The following is a 16,335-nucleotide window of genomic DNA, read 5'->3' as shown; positions in this document are numbered from 1 at the left end:
AAAGCGGAGAATGACGATGGCCTTTTCCAGCAGCCTGCGCAGCGGACGCCGCAGAAAGTTCAAGTCCGAAATCAACGTCGTGCCGTACATCGACGTGATGCTGGTGCTGCTCATCATTTTCATGGTCACGCCGCCGGCCAACAACCCGAGCGTGATCAACCTGCCGGCCGCCGAGAAGTCGGCGCTGCCGCCGGACGACTACATCCAGATCCAGATCCAGCCGAACGCCGAGATCACGATCGGCGTGCAGGGCAAGAATTCGAGCGCGCAGGCGCGCATGCCCACCCGCAGCGCGGTGATCGACCGCCTGCGCAGCATGCACGAGGAACATCCCGATTACCCGGTGCTGATCGCGGGCGACAAGGACAGCAAGTACGACGACGTCATCCAGCTCATTTCCGAAGCCAAGAAGATGGGCATCAACCGGGTGGGGCTGGCGACGAAGTGATTGGCAAGCCATGTCAGCAATGAAGCAAGCGAGCAGCGGCCCCTACCGGGTGCCGCCGGAACCGCGCCGCTGGTCGGCGATCGTGCTGGCCGTGGCCGTGCACGCGTTCCTGCTCACCTTTTTGTGGGTGGGCATCAGCTGGCAGAACAACAAACCGGCCGCAGTCGAGGCCGAGGTGTGGGACATGAAGGTGCAGACCGCCGCGCCCCCTCCCCCGCCGCCCGCCGAGGCGCCGGAACCGGAGCCGGAGCCGCAGCCCGAACCCGCTCCCGCCCCCAAGGTGGTCGAGCAGCCGGCGCCGCCGGCGCCCGCGCCGGACATCCGGCTGGAGCAGGAGAAGAAGCGCAAGGAAGAGCTGCGCAAGAAGGAGCTCGCCGAAGAGAAGAAGCGCGAAGAGCTGAAGGCCAAGGAACTGGCCGACAAGAAGGCCAAGGAAGAGGCGAAGAAGGAAGCCGACAAGAAGGCCAAGGAAGAGGCGGCCAGGAAGGAAGCCGAGAAGAAGGCTGAAGAACTGAAGAAGAAGGAAGCCGAGAAAGCCGAGAAGGCGGCCAAGGCCAAGGCGGAAGCGCAGAAGAAGGCGCTGCTCGACAAGCAGCGCGCGCAGGACATGGCGCGCATGATGGCCCAGGCCGGCGCGGGCACCAGCGGCACGGCGGCGAAAGCGACCGCGCCGCGGCGCGACGCCGGCTACGAGGCCGCGCTCAGGGCGAAGATCAAGAGCATGACGAGCTACGCCGGCAACACCGACGTGCCGGGCAACCCGACGGTCACGTTCAAGGTGGAGCAGCTGCCGACGGGCGAGATCATCTCGGTGAGAAAGGTAAAGAGCAGTGGGATGCCGGAATTCGACGACGCCGTGGAGCGCGGTATTTCCAAATCGTCACCACTGCCTAAAAAGAAAGATGGTACGGTAGAGCGTTCACTGGAAATCTCGTTCCAAATGAAGGACTGAACGGCACCAGGTCGAACCACAACCATTGATTAATGAGGCTCATGAAAAAACTACACTACCTGCTGTTTTCCGCGACGCTGCTGATGGGCACGGCCCAGGCGCAGCTGCACGTCGAGATCGCCGGCGTGTCCAACAACCAGATCCCGGTCGCGGTGGCCGCGTTCGCTGACGAATCGGTGGCGCCGGAACAGGTGTCGGCCGTGATCCGCGCGGACCTGGAGCGCAGCGGCGTGTTCAAGGTCATCGACGCGCGCCAGGCCATCTCCGAAACCGCCAGCATCGACTACTCCGCCTGGAAAGCCAGCGGCGCCGACGCGGTCGTGGTGGGCAGCGTGCAAAAGCTGGCGGACGGCCGCCTGGCGGTGCGCTACAAGCTGCTCGACACCATCAAGGCCGGCCAGATCTCGTCGCTGTCGGACGCCGTGCAACCGCGCAGCACGCGCCTGCAGGCGCACCGCATCGCCGACGACGTGTACGAAAAGCTGACCGGCGTGCGCGGCATCTTTGCCACCCGCATCTCGTACGTGGGCGAGAACCCGCGCGACAAATTCCGCTACCGCCTCGAAGTGGCCGACTCGGACGGCGCCGGCGTGCAGGTGGCCTTCATGTCGCCGGAACCGATCATCTCCCCGTCGTGGTCGCCGGACGGCACCAAGGTCGCCTACGTCTCGTACGAGAAGAAGAAGCCGATCATCTACATGCAAGACCTGATCACCGGGCAGCGCCGCCTGATCTCTAACCAGAAGGGCAACAACTCGTCGCCGGCCTGGTCGCCGGACGGCAGCAAGCTGGCGATCTCGCTGTCCAAGGACGGCAACACGGAAATCTACACGGTCAATGCCGATGGCAGCGGCCTGCACCGGGTGACCGACAACCCGGCGATCGACAGCGAAGCGCGCTTCTCGGCCGACGGCCAGACCATCTACTTCATGAGCGACCGCAGCGGCGGCCCGCAGATCTACAAGATGAGCGCATCCGGCGGCAACGCCTCGCGCGTGACCTTCAACGGTCCTTACAACATCAGCCCGCGTATTTCGCCAGACGGGAAAACCCTGGCGTTCATCTCGCAGCGCAACGGCGCCTTCTCGCTCTACGCAATGGACCTGGCCTCGGGCCAGGAACTGCGTCTGGCGGACGACGCCTCGGAACCGAGTTTTTCGCCTAACGGCAAGTACATCATGTATGCGACCCATAGCGGCGGGCAGCGCTCGCTTGCCGTGGTCTCGGTCGATGGACGGGTGAAGCAGAGTTTGACCACCCAAGCGGGAAACATCAAGGAGCCCACCTGGGGTCCTTTCATGCAGTAATGATGCAGTAATGATTTGAAGTCCTTTTTTACAACCAGGAGAAAAAACATGCGCAACATCAAGAGTGTAGCCTTCATCGTGAGCGCGGCCGCCCTGCTGTCCGCCTGCAGCTCGACCAAACTGAACGAGACCCCGGTGGTCGACAAGAGCCCGGCACCGGCACCGGTCGCCCAGCAGGACAACCGCGAAGTCAAGCCGGTGACCCCGGACGTGGTGGACCCGCTGAACGATCCGAAAGGCGTGCTCGCGAACCGCAGCGTGTACTTCGACTTCGACAAGTTCGTCGTGCGTGACGACGGCAAGCCGGTCGTCCAGAACCACTCGGCCTACCTGACCAAGAACACCCAGCGCAAAGTGCTGATCCAAGGTAACACCGACGAGCGCGGCGGCACCGAGTACAACCTGGCCCTGGGCCAGAAGCGTGCCGAAGCCGTGCGCAAGGCCATGGGCGCGCTGGGCGTGGCTGACGGCCAGATGGAAGCCGTGTCGCTGGGCAAAGAGAAGCCGAAGGCACAAGGTCACGACGAAGCTGCCTGGGCAGAAAACCGTCGCGCCGACATCGTGTATCAATAATCCTGTCGGACTCGGCTGATTGACACGGGGCGGCGCGCAGTGCAGACTGCGACCGCCCCGTTATTTATTTGCACGTTACAGCGTTAGAAAGAGTCAATCATGATCAAGTTGTCCAAGTCCCGTCTTGCCGTCCTGATGCTGGCTGCCTGGCTGCCGCTGCACGCCTCTGCCGGCCTGCTCGAAGATGATGAAGCACGCAAGGCGATCCTCGACCTGCGCGCCAAGATCGACGCCATGGCGCGCGACCTGAACGCGCGCATCGACACCAAGTCGGACAAATCGACCGCGCTGGACATGCTCAACCAGCACGAGCAAACCATGCAGGAAATCGCGCGCCTGCGCGACCAGGTCGAAACGCTGGCCAACCAGCTGGCCAACGTGCAGAAGAGCCAAAAAGATTACTACGTCGACCTCGACGCGCGCATCAAGAAGCTCGAGCCGCAGCAGGCCACCATCGATGGCCGCACCGCAGAAGTGCTGCCGACCGAAAAGCAGTCGTACGACACGGCGATGGAGCTGTTCAAGTCGGGCGACTACAAGGGCGCCACCGCCGCCTTGGCCGATTTCGTCAAGCGCTTCCCGCAATCGGCGTATGCCGCCAACGCCCAGTACTGGCTGGGCAACGCCTACTACGCGCAGCGCGACTACAAGAACGCGATCGCCGCGCAGGAAGCCGTGGTGAACAACTACAGCACCAGCCCCAAGGCCGCCGACGCGATGCTCAATATCGCCAGCAACTACACCGAGCTGGGCGACGACAAGGCGGCGCGCAAAGCGCTGACCCAGCTGGTCAAGCAATACCCGGACACCTCGGCCGCACAGACCGCCAAGGACCGCCTGGCCGCGCTCAAGCCGGTGGCGGCCAAGACCGCCAAGAAGAAATGACGGGATGCGTGAGCGTTTGACACGTTCGCGCTCAGCCCATATAATCTTGCTTCTTTCGGGTCGTTAGCTCAGTTGGTAGAGCAGCGGACTTTTAATCCGTTGGTCGCGTGTTCGAGCCACGCACGGCCTACCAGAATTTGCAGTATCAGAAAAAGGCGTTACGAGTGATCGTGACGCCTTTTTTGTGCCCGCGGCAGTCCGCGCTTCCATCCTTGTGCCGTATTTGTGACGTGCAGTACGTCGTCAATCACGGCTGTGCCGCGCCATGTTGGCCCGGGCCGGATTCGCGTAACGCCCTACCATCACGGCCGTCTTCCAGCCGCCCATCTCCTGCAGGTCGTACAACTTCGTCCCTTGCTGCACCAGCCAGCTGGCCCAGGTATGCCGCAGGCCGCGCCAGCGGACGTTCGCGATCCCGGTGCGACGAAGGGAGTGGTGCCAGCCCTCGGTGTTCACCTGCCCCAGCGGCTTGCCTTTGTAGATGAGCACGCGCTCGGGGTGGCGGCCTTGCTGCCGTTTCAGCCCCAGTCGAGCCCGATGCCGTCCGCGTCGATGACGGCAACCCGCGAGTCGAGTATCCAGTGTGCCGTGGTGCTGGCGCCGCTGGCGCGAACGCCGTCAGTCGCGCTCGCGAACGGATTCAGTCGGTGAACTGGCGCAGGATGTGATCGCGCGTTTCCGGCCAGTGTTCGCGCGTGCTGCTGTCGATCGTGTCGCGATGGCGCTTCAATAGGCTATCGATGGCAGGGACGTAAGCGCGGGTGTGTTCGAGAAATGACTGGTGCAGCAGATACCGCAAGACATCGCTCGCGTCCGGCTCATCTGGGGACTTGAGGTCGGGGCAAGCGTCGAAGACTCGCGGATGCGCCAGTTCCAGCATCCTCAGTGCGGCTTTACCGACATGGGCGCAGGCGCCCAAATAGCCCATATCGGCTAGCAGCGCCAGTTCCCAGTTAATGCTATTGAACACGGCATTGTCGTTCCGGCTGATCAGCAGGACCGGCTGTTCGCCACGTTGGGCAAGGGCAATGGTCAGTTTCGGTTCGTACATGTATTTGCTCCTTTGGTTAGCGCCCCCAGCCGACTGCCTGGGGTGGAACAACGTGTCATGGTGCCGGATGAGCGCCGTTATCAGTCAGTTTACTCGCGGTTGCAAAACATGCGTACATTCGCCTGTTGGCCTGCTCCTCGCACACCTTGTACTCGCGATACTGCCGACTTGGTGGAAAGTGAGCTTTGCACACGTCGATCTCTACCTTGTTGTTGTTCACGCAGATTTCGTCCAGTTCGGCTTGAGTCTTGCCGCTGGTTTCTGAACCAGGTTGGCGCTCATTATCACTGGCGCTTTCCTGCCCTTCATTGCAGAAGACATGCGACCAATCGCACATCCGTTGCGGAAAAAAATACTGGTGGCCTGGCAACCGGTCTGGTGGACACTTACCCCGGATGCAGACCTTGACAATTCCCGCATCCGGACACGTATCCGGCTCGGACGACATCTGCGCAACGACCCAATCTGGGGCGTCTCGAGGCAGCAGCGGCGGATTGTAGTCGTATACCGGGCTACCCGGAGGCAGTTTGATCACTGGGATCTTGGCGACCGAGTCAGGGGTGCCCTTGATCGTCACGACTTGCATGTCGGTGCTGCCAGTGTCACCACCACCGCCACCACCTGTAGGAATCTCGCCGGTGTCGTCATCACCCTGCCCACCTCCGCCACTGCCGCCACCGCCGTCGCCACCGTTGCCCGGTGGGTGCCCTGGAACAGGAACTTGTGGTGGGTCTTGGTCATCTTCGGGCTCACCGTCTGGGAAATATGGCAGCGACGGCTGCCATCGAAATGAACACACAGGGAGCCGACTCATGCTGGTGATCAGGCACCTCCTTTCGTGATTTAGGTTTCGCGCATGCTGGGTGACGGGCCAGAAGATGAGTTTGGCTGCCACTGCGCATTCACGCGGTAGCTCGCCGATGGCGCCCATCTCGAGAAGGAATTCCTGCTGTCATCAGCTCGCCGCTCTTGTCTGATTGACAAACAATCGTGAATTATGGCTTCGCTGCCGTGCTCAGGCATTGCGGGCGCTCAGTCGCGTCGCCCCTGCGGGGCTAGTGCCCCCGACTGCGACAACATAAGCGGAAGTCGATGGTCAACTTGGCGTATTCGGCGTCACGCCCGTGGCGGTTGCACATCCTGAGCCCTGATCGTGACGCCCTTTTTTGTGCCTGCAAAAAAAATGCCGATGTATCGCACATCGGCAAAGACCACCCAGAGGATTCCCCCGAACGGCCATGGCTCACTAGGGAGAACTCCCCCATCGTATGCCATTGCCGCAGGTCCAAGGATTACACTTGGTTAATGTTGGGCCCGGGCAGGCCGCAAACCGGGAACAGCGAACCGGACATCATTCGGGACGGGCCGCAGGCAGCGCCTGCTCGTCACGCCCGTCGTCATTTGACTCGTCCTGCTCGGCCCTGCGTACGAAGTAGGGAAAAGCCAGTGGCAACAGCAGCAGCGTGAACACGGTCGCCGACACAATGCCGCCCACGATCACCACTGCAAACGGCCGCTGGGTCTCCGACCCGATCCCGTGCGACAGCGCCGCGGGAAGCAAGCCAAGACCGGCCATCAGCGCCGTCATCAGGATCGGGCGCAGGCGCGACACCGCGGCGGCCACCGCGACCTCGGCAAGCGGCGCCTTGCTGCGCCCTTCCCTGGCAAACTCCTCCACCATGATGACGCCGTTCTGGACCGCGATGCCGGCCACCGCGATGAAGCCCACCGCCGCCGAAATCGAGAAATGCAGGCCGGCCAGCGCAAGTCCTGCCACACCCCCGATGAGCGCAAACGGGACGATGGTCAGCACCAGCAGCGCATGGCGCACCGAACGGAACGCCGCAAACAGCAGGCTAAAGATCAGCAATGCCGTGACCGGGACAATCACGCGCAAGCGCTTGACCGCACGTTGCTGGTTCTCGAACTGTCCACCCCAGGTAAGCTGGTAACCAGGCGGCAGGTGCACCTGCTGCGCCACCAGACGCTGGGCCTCGGCCACGAAACTCCCCTGGTCGCGCCCGACCAGGTTCGCCTTCACCGACGCAATGCGCACGCCGGCCTGGCGGCTGATGCGCGCGGCGCCCTGCCGGACGGCGATGCGCGCGATATCCGACAACGGCACGGTGGCATTCCCGCCCGGCAGGCTGACCTGCACGGCGCCGATGCCGGTTAGCGAGTCGCGGTCCTTCTCGTCCAGCCGCAAGGTGACGTCAAAGCGCCGGTCGTCCTCGTAGAACTGGTTGGCGGCGATCCCGCCCAGCGCAGCCTGGATCGCGGCGTTGACGTCGGCGATGTTGACGCCCAGCCGCGCGATGCGCTCGCGGTCCACGACAATGTCGAGCTCGCTCTGGCCGCCGATCCGCACCGCCTCCACGTCGGCCGCGCCAGGAATGGCCGTCAGGATCGCGGCGATCTGCTGGCTCTTTTGCTCGAGCACGGCAAGGTCCGGGCCGAACACCTTGACCGCAATCTCGCCCTTGACGCCCGAGAGCGCCTCCTCGACGTTATCTTCGATGACCTGCGAGAAGTTGGTCGGAATGCCCGGTATCGCGTGAATGCGCGCCGAAATATCCGCGGTCAAGGCGTCCTTGCTGGCGAAACGCCATTGGCCACGCGGCGCCAGGTCGGCCAGGATTTCCATGTTGTTCGGCCCTTTCGGGTCGGTCCCGTCATCCGGTCGGCCCACATGCGAGACGACGTTGCCGATTTCCGGATAGCTGCGCAGGATCGTGCGCACCTGCTTTTCCACCTGCTGCGTCTTTTCGAGCGAACTGGAGGCCGGCAACTCGATCGTCAGCCACAGGTTGCCCTCGTCGAGCTTGGGCAGGAATTCGCTGCCCAGCATGGGTGCCGCGGCCAGCGCCACCACCAGCGCGCACGCCGACGCGCCGAACACCACATGACGGTTCGCCTGCGCCCGCAGCAGCAGGCGCCGGTACCGCTCCTGCAGCCGCGGCAGCCACATGTTCGGCCGTTCCCGCAAAGGACGGTGCGCGTTGGCCCAGGCCAGCAGGGTCGGAACCAGCGTCATCGTCAGCAGGATCGCGCCCAGCATGGCGAAGGTCAGGGTGAACGCCACCGGCGCAAAGATCTTGCCTTCCACGCGCTGGAAGGTATAGATCGGGATGAAAGCGACCACGATGATCGCCTTGGCGAACAAGATCGGTTTGCCCAGCCGCACCACGGTTTGCCGGACGGCCTGGTTGCCACGCCGTGAAGCCTCGCCAGGCTCGACGACCGTCTGCAGGTGCAGGCGCACCAGCAGGGCCTCCACCAGCACCACGGCACTGTCGATGATGATGCCGAAGTCCACCGCGCCCAGCGAGATCAGGTTGGCCGGAATCCCGCGCGCATCCAGCACGATGAATGCCGCCAGCAGCGACAGCGGAATCACGGTAGCGACGATCAGCGCGGCGCGCCAGTTGCCCAGGAATACGACCAGGATGGCAATCACCAGCGCCGCGCCGACCAGCAGGTTCTCGCCCACCGTGCGCACCGTGTGACCGATGAGCTCGCTGCGGTCGTAGATGGTACGGATGCGCACGCCGGCCGGCAGCTTGGCGTTCAAGGCGGCCACCGCCTGCTTCACCCCGTCCACCACCTGCGCCGCATTGGCGCCCTTGGTCATCTGGACGATACCCTCGACCACGCGGTCCTGGCCATTGAAGGCGACGCTGCCCGAGCGCGGACGGTAACCGACTTCCACGCGCGCCACGTCCGATACCAGGACGGTGCGCCCGTCGTGCGCGCTCACGATGACCCGTCCGATATCCGCGATCCGCTCGAACATGCCGATACCGCGCACCACCAGCGCCTCGTCGCCGCGCCGGACCAGCCCGCCGCCCACGTTGGCGCTGTTGCCGGCAACGGCCTGGCGCACCTGCTCGAGCGTCACGCCGTAGCGGTTCAGCGCAAGCGGATCGATCCTGACCTGGTACTCTTTCACCGTTCCGCCGAAACTGACCACATCGGCCACGCCCGGCACCACGCGCAGCCCCGGGCGCACCACCCAGTCCTGCAAGGCGCGCACCTCGTTCTCGTCCATTCCCGGCGGCGTCTCCAGCACATAGCGGAACACTTCGCCCACTGCCGTGGTCAAGGGCGCCAGGGTCGGCTGCACGCCTGGCGGCAGGGTCACGTTTTGCAGCTGCTCGAGCACGCGCTGGCGCGCGAAATAGTCGTCGGTGCCGTCGGCAAACGTCAGCGTGATGACCGACAGGCCGCCAATACTGACCGAGCGCATCTGGGTCTGGCGCGGCACGCCGCTCAGCTCGCGTTCGATCGGCAGCGTGACGGACCGCTCCACTTCTTCCGGCGCCTGCCCGGGCAATTGCGTGACCACCTGGACCTGCACGTCCTGCACGTCGGGGAATGCCTCGATCGGCAGCTCGTCGAGCGCGCGCCAGCCGGCGGCGGCCAGGCATCCGGTCAGGAACAGCACGAAGACGCGCTGGGCCAGGACAAAATCGACCAGCTTAGCGAGCATGGCTTGCCGCCTCCGCGTTCAGCAGCAGCGCGCCCTCGACCACCACGCGCTCGCCGCTGGCCAGGCCGTCGGCCACATAGCTGTTCTCGGCGCCCCCGACTGCCACGGCCACGCGCCGCTTGTGGAAGGCGCCCGGCGCGGTCTCCACGAACACGTAGCTGTACCGCCCCTCCGTGAACAGCGCGGTGTTGGGCAGCCGAACGCCTTGCTTGCCCTGCGCGTCTCCCACGAAGGCCACGCGCACGAACATGTCCGGCTTGAGGGCGCCGTCGGCGTTATCGAGCTCGCAGCGCACCTGCACCCGGCGCGTCACCGGATCGACCGCGACCCCGATGCGTTCGACCCGCGCCTGGAAGGCGCGGCCCGGCCACGCGTCCGCCTCGACCAGCACGCCCTGCCCCCGGCGCAGGCCGACCGCAAGGCGCTCCGGCACGTCCGCCACCGCCCACACGTGGCGCAGGTCGCTCACCACGATCAGCGGCGCGGCCTGGTCCGGGCGTACCTCCTGGCCGGGATTCATCTGCTTGTCGGCAACCGTCCCCCCGATCGGGGCGCGCAGCGCGAACCTGCCGTCCGCCGCGCCTTCCGCGTTCAGGTTGCGCACCCGCTGGCGCGCGCGCCGCGTCTCGGCATCGGCCTGTCGAAAGTCGGCGTCGGCGTTCTCGAGCTCGCGCCGCGCCAGCACGCCGGCGCCGGACAACTGCCGCGCGCGCTCCAGCGCCAGGCGCTTGCGCTCCTGGTCTGCCAGCGCCTTGCGCAGGTCTGCCTGCGCCGTCGCCAGGTCCGGCGAATCGAGCTGCGCCAGCGCCTGGCCGGCACGCACGCTGTCGCCCACTTCGACGGGGGCCGCCACAACGCGCCCCAGCACCGGAGAGGCAATACGACTGGTGTGTGCCTCGTCGTAGGCGATCTTCGCGGCCACCGCATCGGCCAGCGGCATTGGCTGCGCCTGCACTTGCGCGACTTTCAACGATGCGCTGCGCGGATCGCCTGCGGGAATACGGATGTCGTCGGCCGTGCGCGCGGGTGGCGGGACTGCCGGGGCGGCAGCGGGCGCCGCGCCCTCGATCAACTCGGCGGCAGCGAGCGCGGCGGCGCCGCACGCCAGCGCGGCGGCGATGAATCGGAAACGGATCTTCATTCTTTGCTTTCCTCGGAAATTGCGGCATCGAAGGCGGCGGCCGATTTGGCGAAATCGGCGCGCGCCGCGATGGCGTCCAGCTCGGCCGCCCGGTAGCTCCGGCGCACGTCGAGCACGTCCATGACACTGGAGGCGCCGTGGCTGAACGCGAATTCGCCGGCCTCCGATGCCTTGCGGGCGGCCGGCAGAATGTCGTGTTCGAATCGCCCAACCAGGGCTGCGCTGGTTTTCAACTCGGCCGAAGCCTTGTCCAGCTCGGCCCGCGCCAGCTGGCGGGTGCGCAGCAGCGCTTCTTCCGCCGCGTCCACGCTCGCCTGCGCCGCCCGCACCTCGCCTTCCATCCCGTAGCGCACGAAGAGCGGCACCTGCACGGCGATGCCTACGCTGTTGCCGCTGCCCTGGGGATTGGCTGCGCTGGCCGGATAGTGCTCGAACTGCACGCCGACCGTGATGTCGCGGGTACGCCCGGCCAGTGCCAGCTTGTGGGCGGCGCGCGCCGCATCGAGGCGCGCCTGGGCGGCGCGCACGTCGGCGCGCCGCTCGATCAGGGCCTGGCCGCGGTCGGCAAGCACCAGGGCCGGCCAGCCATCGACGGCGCTGGGCAGTTCGCCTGACTCGGCGCCGAGCAGCAGCGCCAGCGCGCGCTGGGCCTGCCCAAGACTGGCGGTGGCGCTGTCCGCGTCATTGCGGGCGCGCAGCGCATCCATGCGCAGGCGCAGGGTATCGCTCGGCGCCAGGTCGCCGGCGCGTTCGCGCTGTTGCGCCGCGCGCAAGGCGTGCTCGGACAAGTCGGCAAGCTGGACCAGCACCTGTACACGCTCCTGCGCCGCCAGCAGGTCGTAGTACGCCTGGCCGACGTCGCGCCGCAGCTGCCGCCGCACGTCGTCGGCGTCGGCGCGCGCCGCAGCCACCAGCTGGGCCGCGGCAGCGCCGCGCAGTTCGCGCTTGCCGCCGCGCTCCACCAGCTGGTCCACCCGCACGGTGCTATCGACGGTCTTGCTGCGCAAGCTGCCGGCGCCCACGCCTGCCGCCGGATTGATGTTCGTCGTCTGCAGCGTCAGGCTTGGATTGGGCGCAGCGCGCGCCTGGGTCTGCGCGGCCTCGGCGCTATCGACGGCAATGGCCGCGAGGCGCGCATCATGATTGCGGGAGAGCGCAAGCCGCACGGCCTGCGCCAGCGTCAGCGGCATTGCGGCGTGCGCCGGCGCGGCGCAAGCGGCAAACGCCAACAGCGCGCATCGCATCGCGCGATACATCGTTACCATGGGGGACTCCAAATCCTATTCGCGGTGCGCCGCGAGCATGCGGGAAATACGTGCGGGACGGCCGTCGGCGCAGGCCTCGGGCCAGAGCTCGACCTCGTCGCGCTCGTGCAGCGTCAGTTCGGCCGGCACCTCGGCCACATCGGTGACCGCACGGTGCCCGTTCCAGAATCGGACCCGGACGAAGCGGCGGCCCGCCAACAGGTCCGGCCCAAGCGCAGCCAGGCAGGCCGGGAGTTCGGACCTGGCCAGCGTGGCATCGGCTGCGCCGATCACCCGCGCGCGCCGGGCGCCATGTTCCCAGTCGGCTTGCGGCCCCTCGGGCTGGGCGCAAGCAGCCAGGCAAAGCGCCAGCACGAAACCGGGGCCATGAGTGAAGCGCATATCAATCCCTGACATCAATGCAGGCACATCCGATGGCCTGCGATCGGGGGACATGATACGGCGCCAGGCGGAGCCGAAAATTACAGCTCAGTAATGATTACGGGATCGTAATTTGTGTCTCAGGCGGCGTGCGAGAAACGCGGCAGCACCAGGCGCACCTCCAACCCGGGACTGGTATTGTGCACGATCAGCTTTCCGCCGTGCTGCTGCGCGATGGCGTTCACGATCGACAGGCCCAGGCCGTTGCCGGGCAGGTGGCGGCTGCGATCGACGCGATAAAAGCGTTCGCACAGGTGCGCCAGGTCGGCAGCGGGAACGCCGGGACCGTCGTCGCGCACGACCAGCGCCGCGGCGTCGGCCTCGGGCTGCACGCTGACGGCGATCCGCACGCCCGTGCCGCCATATTTGAGCGCATTGTCGATCAGGCTGGAAAGCGCGCTGGCGATCAGCTGGCGGTCGCCCTGGACCTGGCACGGCGGGCCGGCAGCCATGCCCAGCCAGGCCCCTTGCGCCTCGGCCGCCGGCTCGTACAGTTCCACGATGTCGGCGGCAATCGATTGCAAGTCCAGCGTGGCGAAGGATACGCCCGCCACGCCCGATTCGACCGCCGCGATCTGCAGCAGCTTGTCGAACACCCCGGTCAGCTCGTCGATCTGCTCGATCGCCGCACGCGCAACCTCGGACAGCTCGTCGCAGCTGCGCGACTCCTGCAGCGCCGTCTCCAGGCGCGCGCGTACCCGCCCGAGCGGGGTGCGCAGGTCGTGCGCGATCGAGTTCGACACGTGGCGCACGCCTTCCATCAGCTCGCCGATGCGGTCGAGCATCTGGTTGATGTCCGCGCTCAGGCGCGCAAATTCGTCCGAGCCCTGCACCGCGATGCGCCGCGTCAGGTCGCCCGCCCCCACCTGCCTTGCGGCGCGCCGGATCTGCCCGATGCGGCGCTCGAGCTGGCGCCGGAACACCAGGGCTCCCGCAAGCGCGAGCAGCAGCGACACCACGACACCCAGCGACAACGCGCGCCCGATCACGGCACGGACCGCGTCCAGCTCGCGCAAATCCCGTCCAACCACCAGCAGTGCGCCGCCGTCCAGGGCGCGCGTGACCAGGCGCGCCGAAAAGCGCTCGCCGTCGCGCGTCAAGGTGCGATAGGCCAGTTCCCCAGCCTTCGGCAGCGGCCCCTGCCAGCCGCCCAGGTTGCCGGCCACGGGCTGCCCCTGCGGCGACAGCAGCACCAGGATCTCGGTATCGGTGTCGATGCGGTCGGAAAGCTGGATGGCGATTTCACGCTCGAGGGCGGTGGCGCCACCGTCGCGGTAACGTGATTGCAGGTGCTGTGCGACCGCGCGTATCCGTGCATCCACGGAGTGCTCGAGCACCCCGACGGTCCCAAAATACAAGACCGCCGCGAGCGTGGCGACCGACAGCGCGACCAGCAAGGCGTAGCCGAGGGCCAGGCGCGCAGCGATCGAACCGCGCAAGCTCACGCGGGACCCGATCATTGGGGCAGCCAACCGGGCCTGGGTCGGGTGGAAGTACGCGACATCGTTCCCGCCTACAGGTCGAACGCCTCGCCGGACGCGGGCACCTTCAAGGTATAGCCGGTACCGCGTACGGTATGAATCAGCGGCAGATCAAAGCCCTTGTCCACCTTGCTGCGCAGCCGGCTGACCTGCACGTCGATCACGTTGGTTTGCGGGTCGAAGTGGTAGTCCCAAACGTCTTCCAGCAACATTCGGCGCGTCACGATCTGCCCCTCGTGGCGCATCAGGTATTCGAGCAGGCGAAATTCGCGCGGCTGGAGCGCAATCGGCTGGCCCGCGCGCGACGCGCGCATGGCGCGCAGGTCAAGTTGCAGGTCGGCGACCTGCAGCTGGGTGGCCAGGCGTGCGCTCGCGGCCCTGCGCACCAGATTCTCGACCCGCGCCACAAGCTCGGCCAGCTCGAACGGCTTGGCCAGGTAGTCGTCGCCGCCGGCATGCAGACCGCGCACGCGCTCGTCCACGCTGTTCAAGGCGCTCAGCACCAGCACCGGAGTGTCGTCCGAGCGGCTGCGGATCGAACGGAGCAGGGCCAGGCCATCGACCACCCCGGGCAACATGCGGTCGAGGACGACCACGTCCCAGCCGCCGCGCTCAAGCAGCTGCGCGGCGCGGATGCCGTCTTCGCACGGGGTCACGGCGTAGCCATTGCGCTCCAGGCCCTTGGACAGGTAGCTGAGCGTCTCGGCGTCGTCTTCAATGAGGAGGCACTGGAACATGGCAAGGTACGGCGCCTGGCTGGGGCGTGGGAGCAAACTTCGAGGCAGCCACGACTATACCATGCAGGGCCGAGCCCCCAGGCCCCTGCCCTGCTCCTCCAAGGTTACGGAACGGTAATCTTTACAGCAGGCTTGCTCCGCTATACTTCGCCGCTTCGCTTGCCCGTGCCCGAAAAGCGAGCACTGCTCTTCTTTATGTATTCCGACTTGCATCCCTGCGCGCGTGAGCGCGCCACGCTGAAAGACAGGGTAAAGCTGCTCCTGGGCGCCGCGCTCTTCCCCAGCCAGACCAAACGCTGGAAAGGCTACGTCCAGGGACACCCGGTCCTGCGCGACCTGGCCGATGGACTGCCAAGAATCATCCATAAGATTTATCGTCCCTACCTGTCCAATCACCTGAGCTGCGCCAGCCGGGTCCGGGTGCTGATGAACCATTACACGGCCATCAGCGACGCCGGCCTCGGCCCCCTGGTGCGCCGCGCCGCCGCGGCGCCGGTCGCGCTGGCCCGGTTCGACGGCAAGTCCGGCGCCATGCTCGAAGTGAGCCTGTCGGCGATCAGGAATGCGCACCGGGAAGGCGAGCTTGCGCTGCACTTGTCCTGCCAGGGGCGCACGGTGTACACCGCCAGCTTTACTGTCGTAATGCAGCGGGAGGAGCGCTGCCTGGCGCTCGGCGGCCTGCAGGGCCTGCGCGCCAGCGATGGCGCGGCGGTGGTCAAGCAGCTCAACCGCGAACTGCACGGCTGCCGGCCGAAGACCTTCCTGGTCGAGATCCTGCGCCACCTGGGCACTTGCCTGGGCTGCAGCAAACTGGTCCTGGTGAGCAACCGCAACCGCATCGTCGTCAACTGGCGGCGCACCGACCGGATCTCGGCCGATTACGACACGACCTGGCGCGAAATGCATGCCGCGCAACGCAGCGATGGCAACTTTGAGCTTCCCTGCATCAATCCGGCAAGCGGCGACATGAGTTCGGTGCCGTCGCACAAACGCTCGGAAGCGCGCAAGCGCCATGCCCTCATCTGTCTTGTCCAGCGCAAGGTCGAGACCTCGTTGACCCTGCCTGCGACGTGGGCGATGGGGAAAGCGGCCGATCAGGCGTCGTCAGCCTGTCAGCGGGGTGTCCTTCTTCTTGAGGGTCCGAAGCACGAAACTCGACTTGCTGTGGCGGATGCCCGGAATCTTGTAGAGCTTTTCCCGCAATAGCCGTTCGTAGTCACGCGTGTCCTTCACCGCAATCCTGATGAAGTAGTCGTAGTCTCCCGAAATCAAAAACGCCTCCAGGACCTCGGGAATGGATTCGAGCGCGCGGCCAAACTCATCCAAGGTCTCCTGGCTGTGGCTGCCCAGGGTCACTTGGACAATCACGGTGTCCTGATAGCCGATCTGCGCAAGATCGACCTTGACCGTATAGCTTTGGATGGCGCCGGCATCGGTCATCCGCTTGATCCGGTTCCAGCAAGAGGTGGTCGACAACCCTACCGCCTTGCCAATCTCCTGCAAGGGAGTCCGCGAGTCATCCAGCAGGATGCGCAAAATCGCCTGATCGTGGCGATCGAAAAATTTTTCATCCATTCCCTGTTTTG

At 65.8% G+C, this 16,335-nt stretch carries 17 protein-coding genes and 1 tRNA gene; 7 read left to right on the top strand and 11 right to left on the bottom strand.

The genetic code is table 11. The features are described 5' to 3' along the window. Positions 1–16 precede the first annotated feature (16 nt). From NX773_RS11660 to NX773_RS11635, 6 genes are all read left to right on the top strand, one after another. Positions 17–448, top strand: coding sequence for an ExbD/TolR family protein (locus tag NX773_RS11660; protein WP_258822142.1), 432 nt, complete (start codon positions 17–19; stop codon positions 446–448). 19 nt (positions 449–467) lie between these two features. After that, positions 468–1,400, top strand: coding sequence for a cell envelope integrity protein TolA (gene tolA, locus NX773_RS11655; protein WP_258856488.1), 933 nt, complete (start codon positions 468–470; stop codon positions 1,398–1,400). Positions 1,401–1,432: 32 nt separating this feature from the next. Then, complete coding sequence (gene tolB / locus NX773_RS11650; protein ID WP_258822143.1) at positions 1,433–2,707, top strand: Tol-Pal system beta propeller repeat protein TolB; 1,275 nt, start codon at positions 1,433–1,435, stop codon at positions 2,705–2,707. A gap of 48 nt (positions 2,708–2,755) precedes the next feature. Beyond that, positions 2,756–3,280 carry a peptidoglycan-associated lipoprotein Pal gene (gene pal / locus NX773_RS11645; protein ID WP_258856487.1) on the top strand — a complete coding sequence of 175 codons (525 nt, stop codon included), beginning with the start codon at positions 2,756–2,758 and terminating at the stop codon, positions 3,278–3,280. Positions 3,281–3,379: 99 nt separating this feature from the next. Continuing rightward, on the top strand, positions 3,380–4,165 hold the full coding sequence (gene ybgF / locus NX773_RS11640) for a tol-pal system protein YbgF (protein WP_258856486.1): 786 nt from the start codon (positions 3,380–3,382) through the stop codon (positions 4,163–4,165). A 57-nt stretch (positions 4,166–4,222) separates the two neighbouring features. Continuing rightward, positions 4,223–4,298: transfer RNA gene (locus NX773_RS11635), tRNA-Lys, on the top strand. A gap of 110 nt (positions 4,299–4,408) precedes the next feature. On the opposite strand, the gene NX773_RS11630 is transcribed toward NX773_RS11635, so the two are convergent. The 10 genes from NX773_RS11630 to NX773_RS11585 all read right to left on the bottom strand — a co-directional run bounded on the left by NX773_RS11630 (position 4,409) and on the right by NX773_RS11585 (position 14,749). Continuing rightward, positions 4,409–4,654, bottom strand: coding sequence for a tyrosine-type recombinase/integrase (locus tag NX773_RS11630; protein ID WP_258856485.1), 246 nt, complete (start codon positions 4,652–4,654; stop codon positions 4,409–4,411). A gap of 151 nt (positions 4,655–4,805) precedes the next feature. After that, positions 4,806–5,216 (bottom strand): hypothetical protein, encoded by a 411-nt coding sequence (locus NX773_RS11625; RefSeq protein WP_258856484.1) that lies wholly within the window; start codon positions 5,214–5,216, stop codon positions 4,806–4,808. 55 nt (positions 5,217–5,271) lie between these two features. Beyond that, a complete protein-coding gene (locus NX773_RS11620) occupies positions 5,272–5,802 on the bottom strand; it encodes a hypothetical protein (protein ID WP_258856483.1) in 531 nt (176 codons plus the stop codon). Beyond that, positions 5,790–5,957 carry a hypothetical protein gene (locus NX773_RS11615; protein ID WP_258856482.1) on the bottom strand — a complete coding sequence of 56 codons (168 nt, stop codon included), beginning with the start codon at positions 5,955–5,957 and terminating at the stop codon, positions 5,790–5,792. Before NX773_RS11615 ends, NX773_RS11620 begins: the two co-directional genes overlap by 13 nt. A 610-nt stretch (positions 5,958–6,567) precedes the next feature. Then, the gene (locus NX773_RS11610; protein WP_258856481.1) at positions 6,568–9,705 is read right to left on the bottom strand and encodes an efflux RND transporter permease subunit; all 3,138 of its coding nucleotides are present in this window, start codon (positions 9,703–9,705) and stop codon (positions 6,568–6,570) included. Then, positions 9,695–10,846, bottom strand: a complete 1,152-nt coding sequence (locus NX773_RS11605; RefSeq protein ID WP_258856480.1) for an efflux RND transporter periplasmic adaptor subunit — start codon at positions 10,844–10,846, stop codon at positions 9,695–9,697. Before NX773_RS11605 ends, NX773_RS11610 begins: the two co-directional genes overlap by 11 nt. Next, positions 10,843–12,111, bottom strand: coding sequence for a TolC family protein (locus NX773_RS11600; RefSeq protein ID WP_258856479.1), 1,269 nt, complete (start codon positions 12,109–12,111; stop codon positions 10,843–10,845). The genes NX773_RS11605 and NX773_RS11600 overlap by 4 nt, the downstream gene beginning before the upstream one ends. A gap of 15 nt (positions 12,112–12,126) precedes the next feature. Beyond that, positions 12,127–12,492 carry a hypothetical protein gene (locus NX773_RS11595; RefSeq protein ID WP_258856478.1) on the bottom strand — a complete coding sequence of 122 codons (366 nt, stop codon included), beginning with the start codon at positions 12,490–12,492 and terminating at the stop codon, positions 12,127–12,129. Between the two features lie 119 nt (positions 12,493–12,611). Next, positions 12,612–13,991, bottom strand: a complete 1,380-nt coding sequence (locus NX773_RS11590) for a sensor histidine kinase (RefSeq protein WP_258856477.1) — start codon at positions 13,989–13,991, stop codon at positions 12,612–12,614. Positions 13,992–14,044: 53 nt separating this feature from the next. Further along, a complete protein-coding gene (locus tag NX773_RS11585) occupies positions 14,045–14,749 on the bottom strand; it encodes a response regulator transcription factor (RefSeq protein WP_258856476.1) in 705 nt (234 codons plus the stop codon). A gap of 165 nt (positions 14,750–14,914) precedes the next feature. Between NX773_RS11585 and NX773_RS11580 the strand changes: the two genes are divergently transcribed. After that, positions 14,915–15,955, top strand: coding sequence for a DUF535 family protein (locus NX773_RS11580; protein WP_258856733.1), 1,041 nt, complete (start codon positions 14,915–14,917; stop codon positions 15,953–15,955). Here the strand turns inward: NX773_RS11580 and NX773_RS11575 are convergent. After that, positions 15,854–16,324, bottom strand: a complete 471-nt coding sequence (locus NX773_RS11575) for an Lrp/AsnC family transcriptional regulator (protein ID WP_258856732.1) — start codon at positions 16,322–16,324, stop codon at positions 15,854–15,856. The genes NX773_RS11580 and NX773_RS11575 overlap by 102 nt on opposite strands. Between the last annotated feature and the right edge of the window lie 11 nt (positions 16,325–16,335).

The organism is Massilia solisilvae (assembly GCF_024753215.1).
GTDB lineage: Bacteria > Pseudomonadota > Gammaproteobacteria > Burkholderiales > Burkholderiaceae_D > Telluria > Telluria solisilvae.
This window is presented reverse-complemented; position numbering and strand designations above follow the sequence as displayed.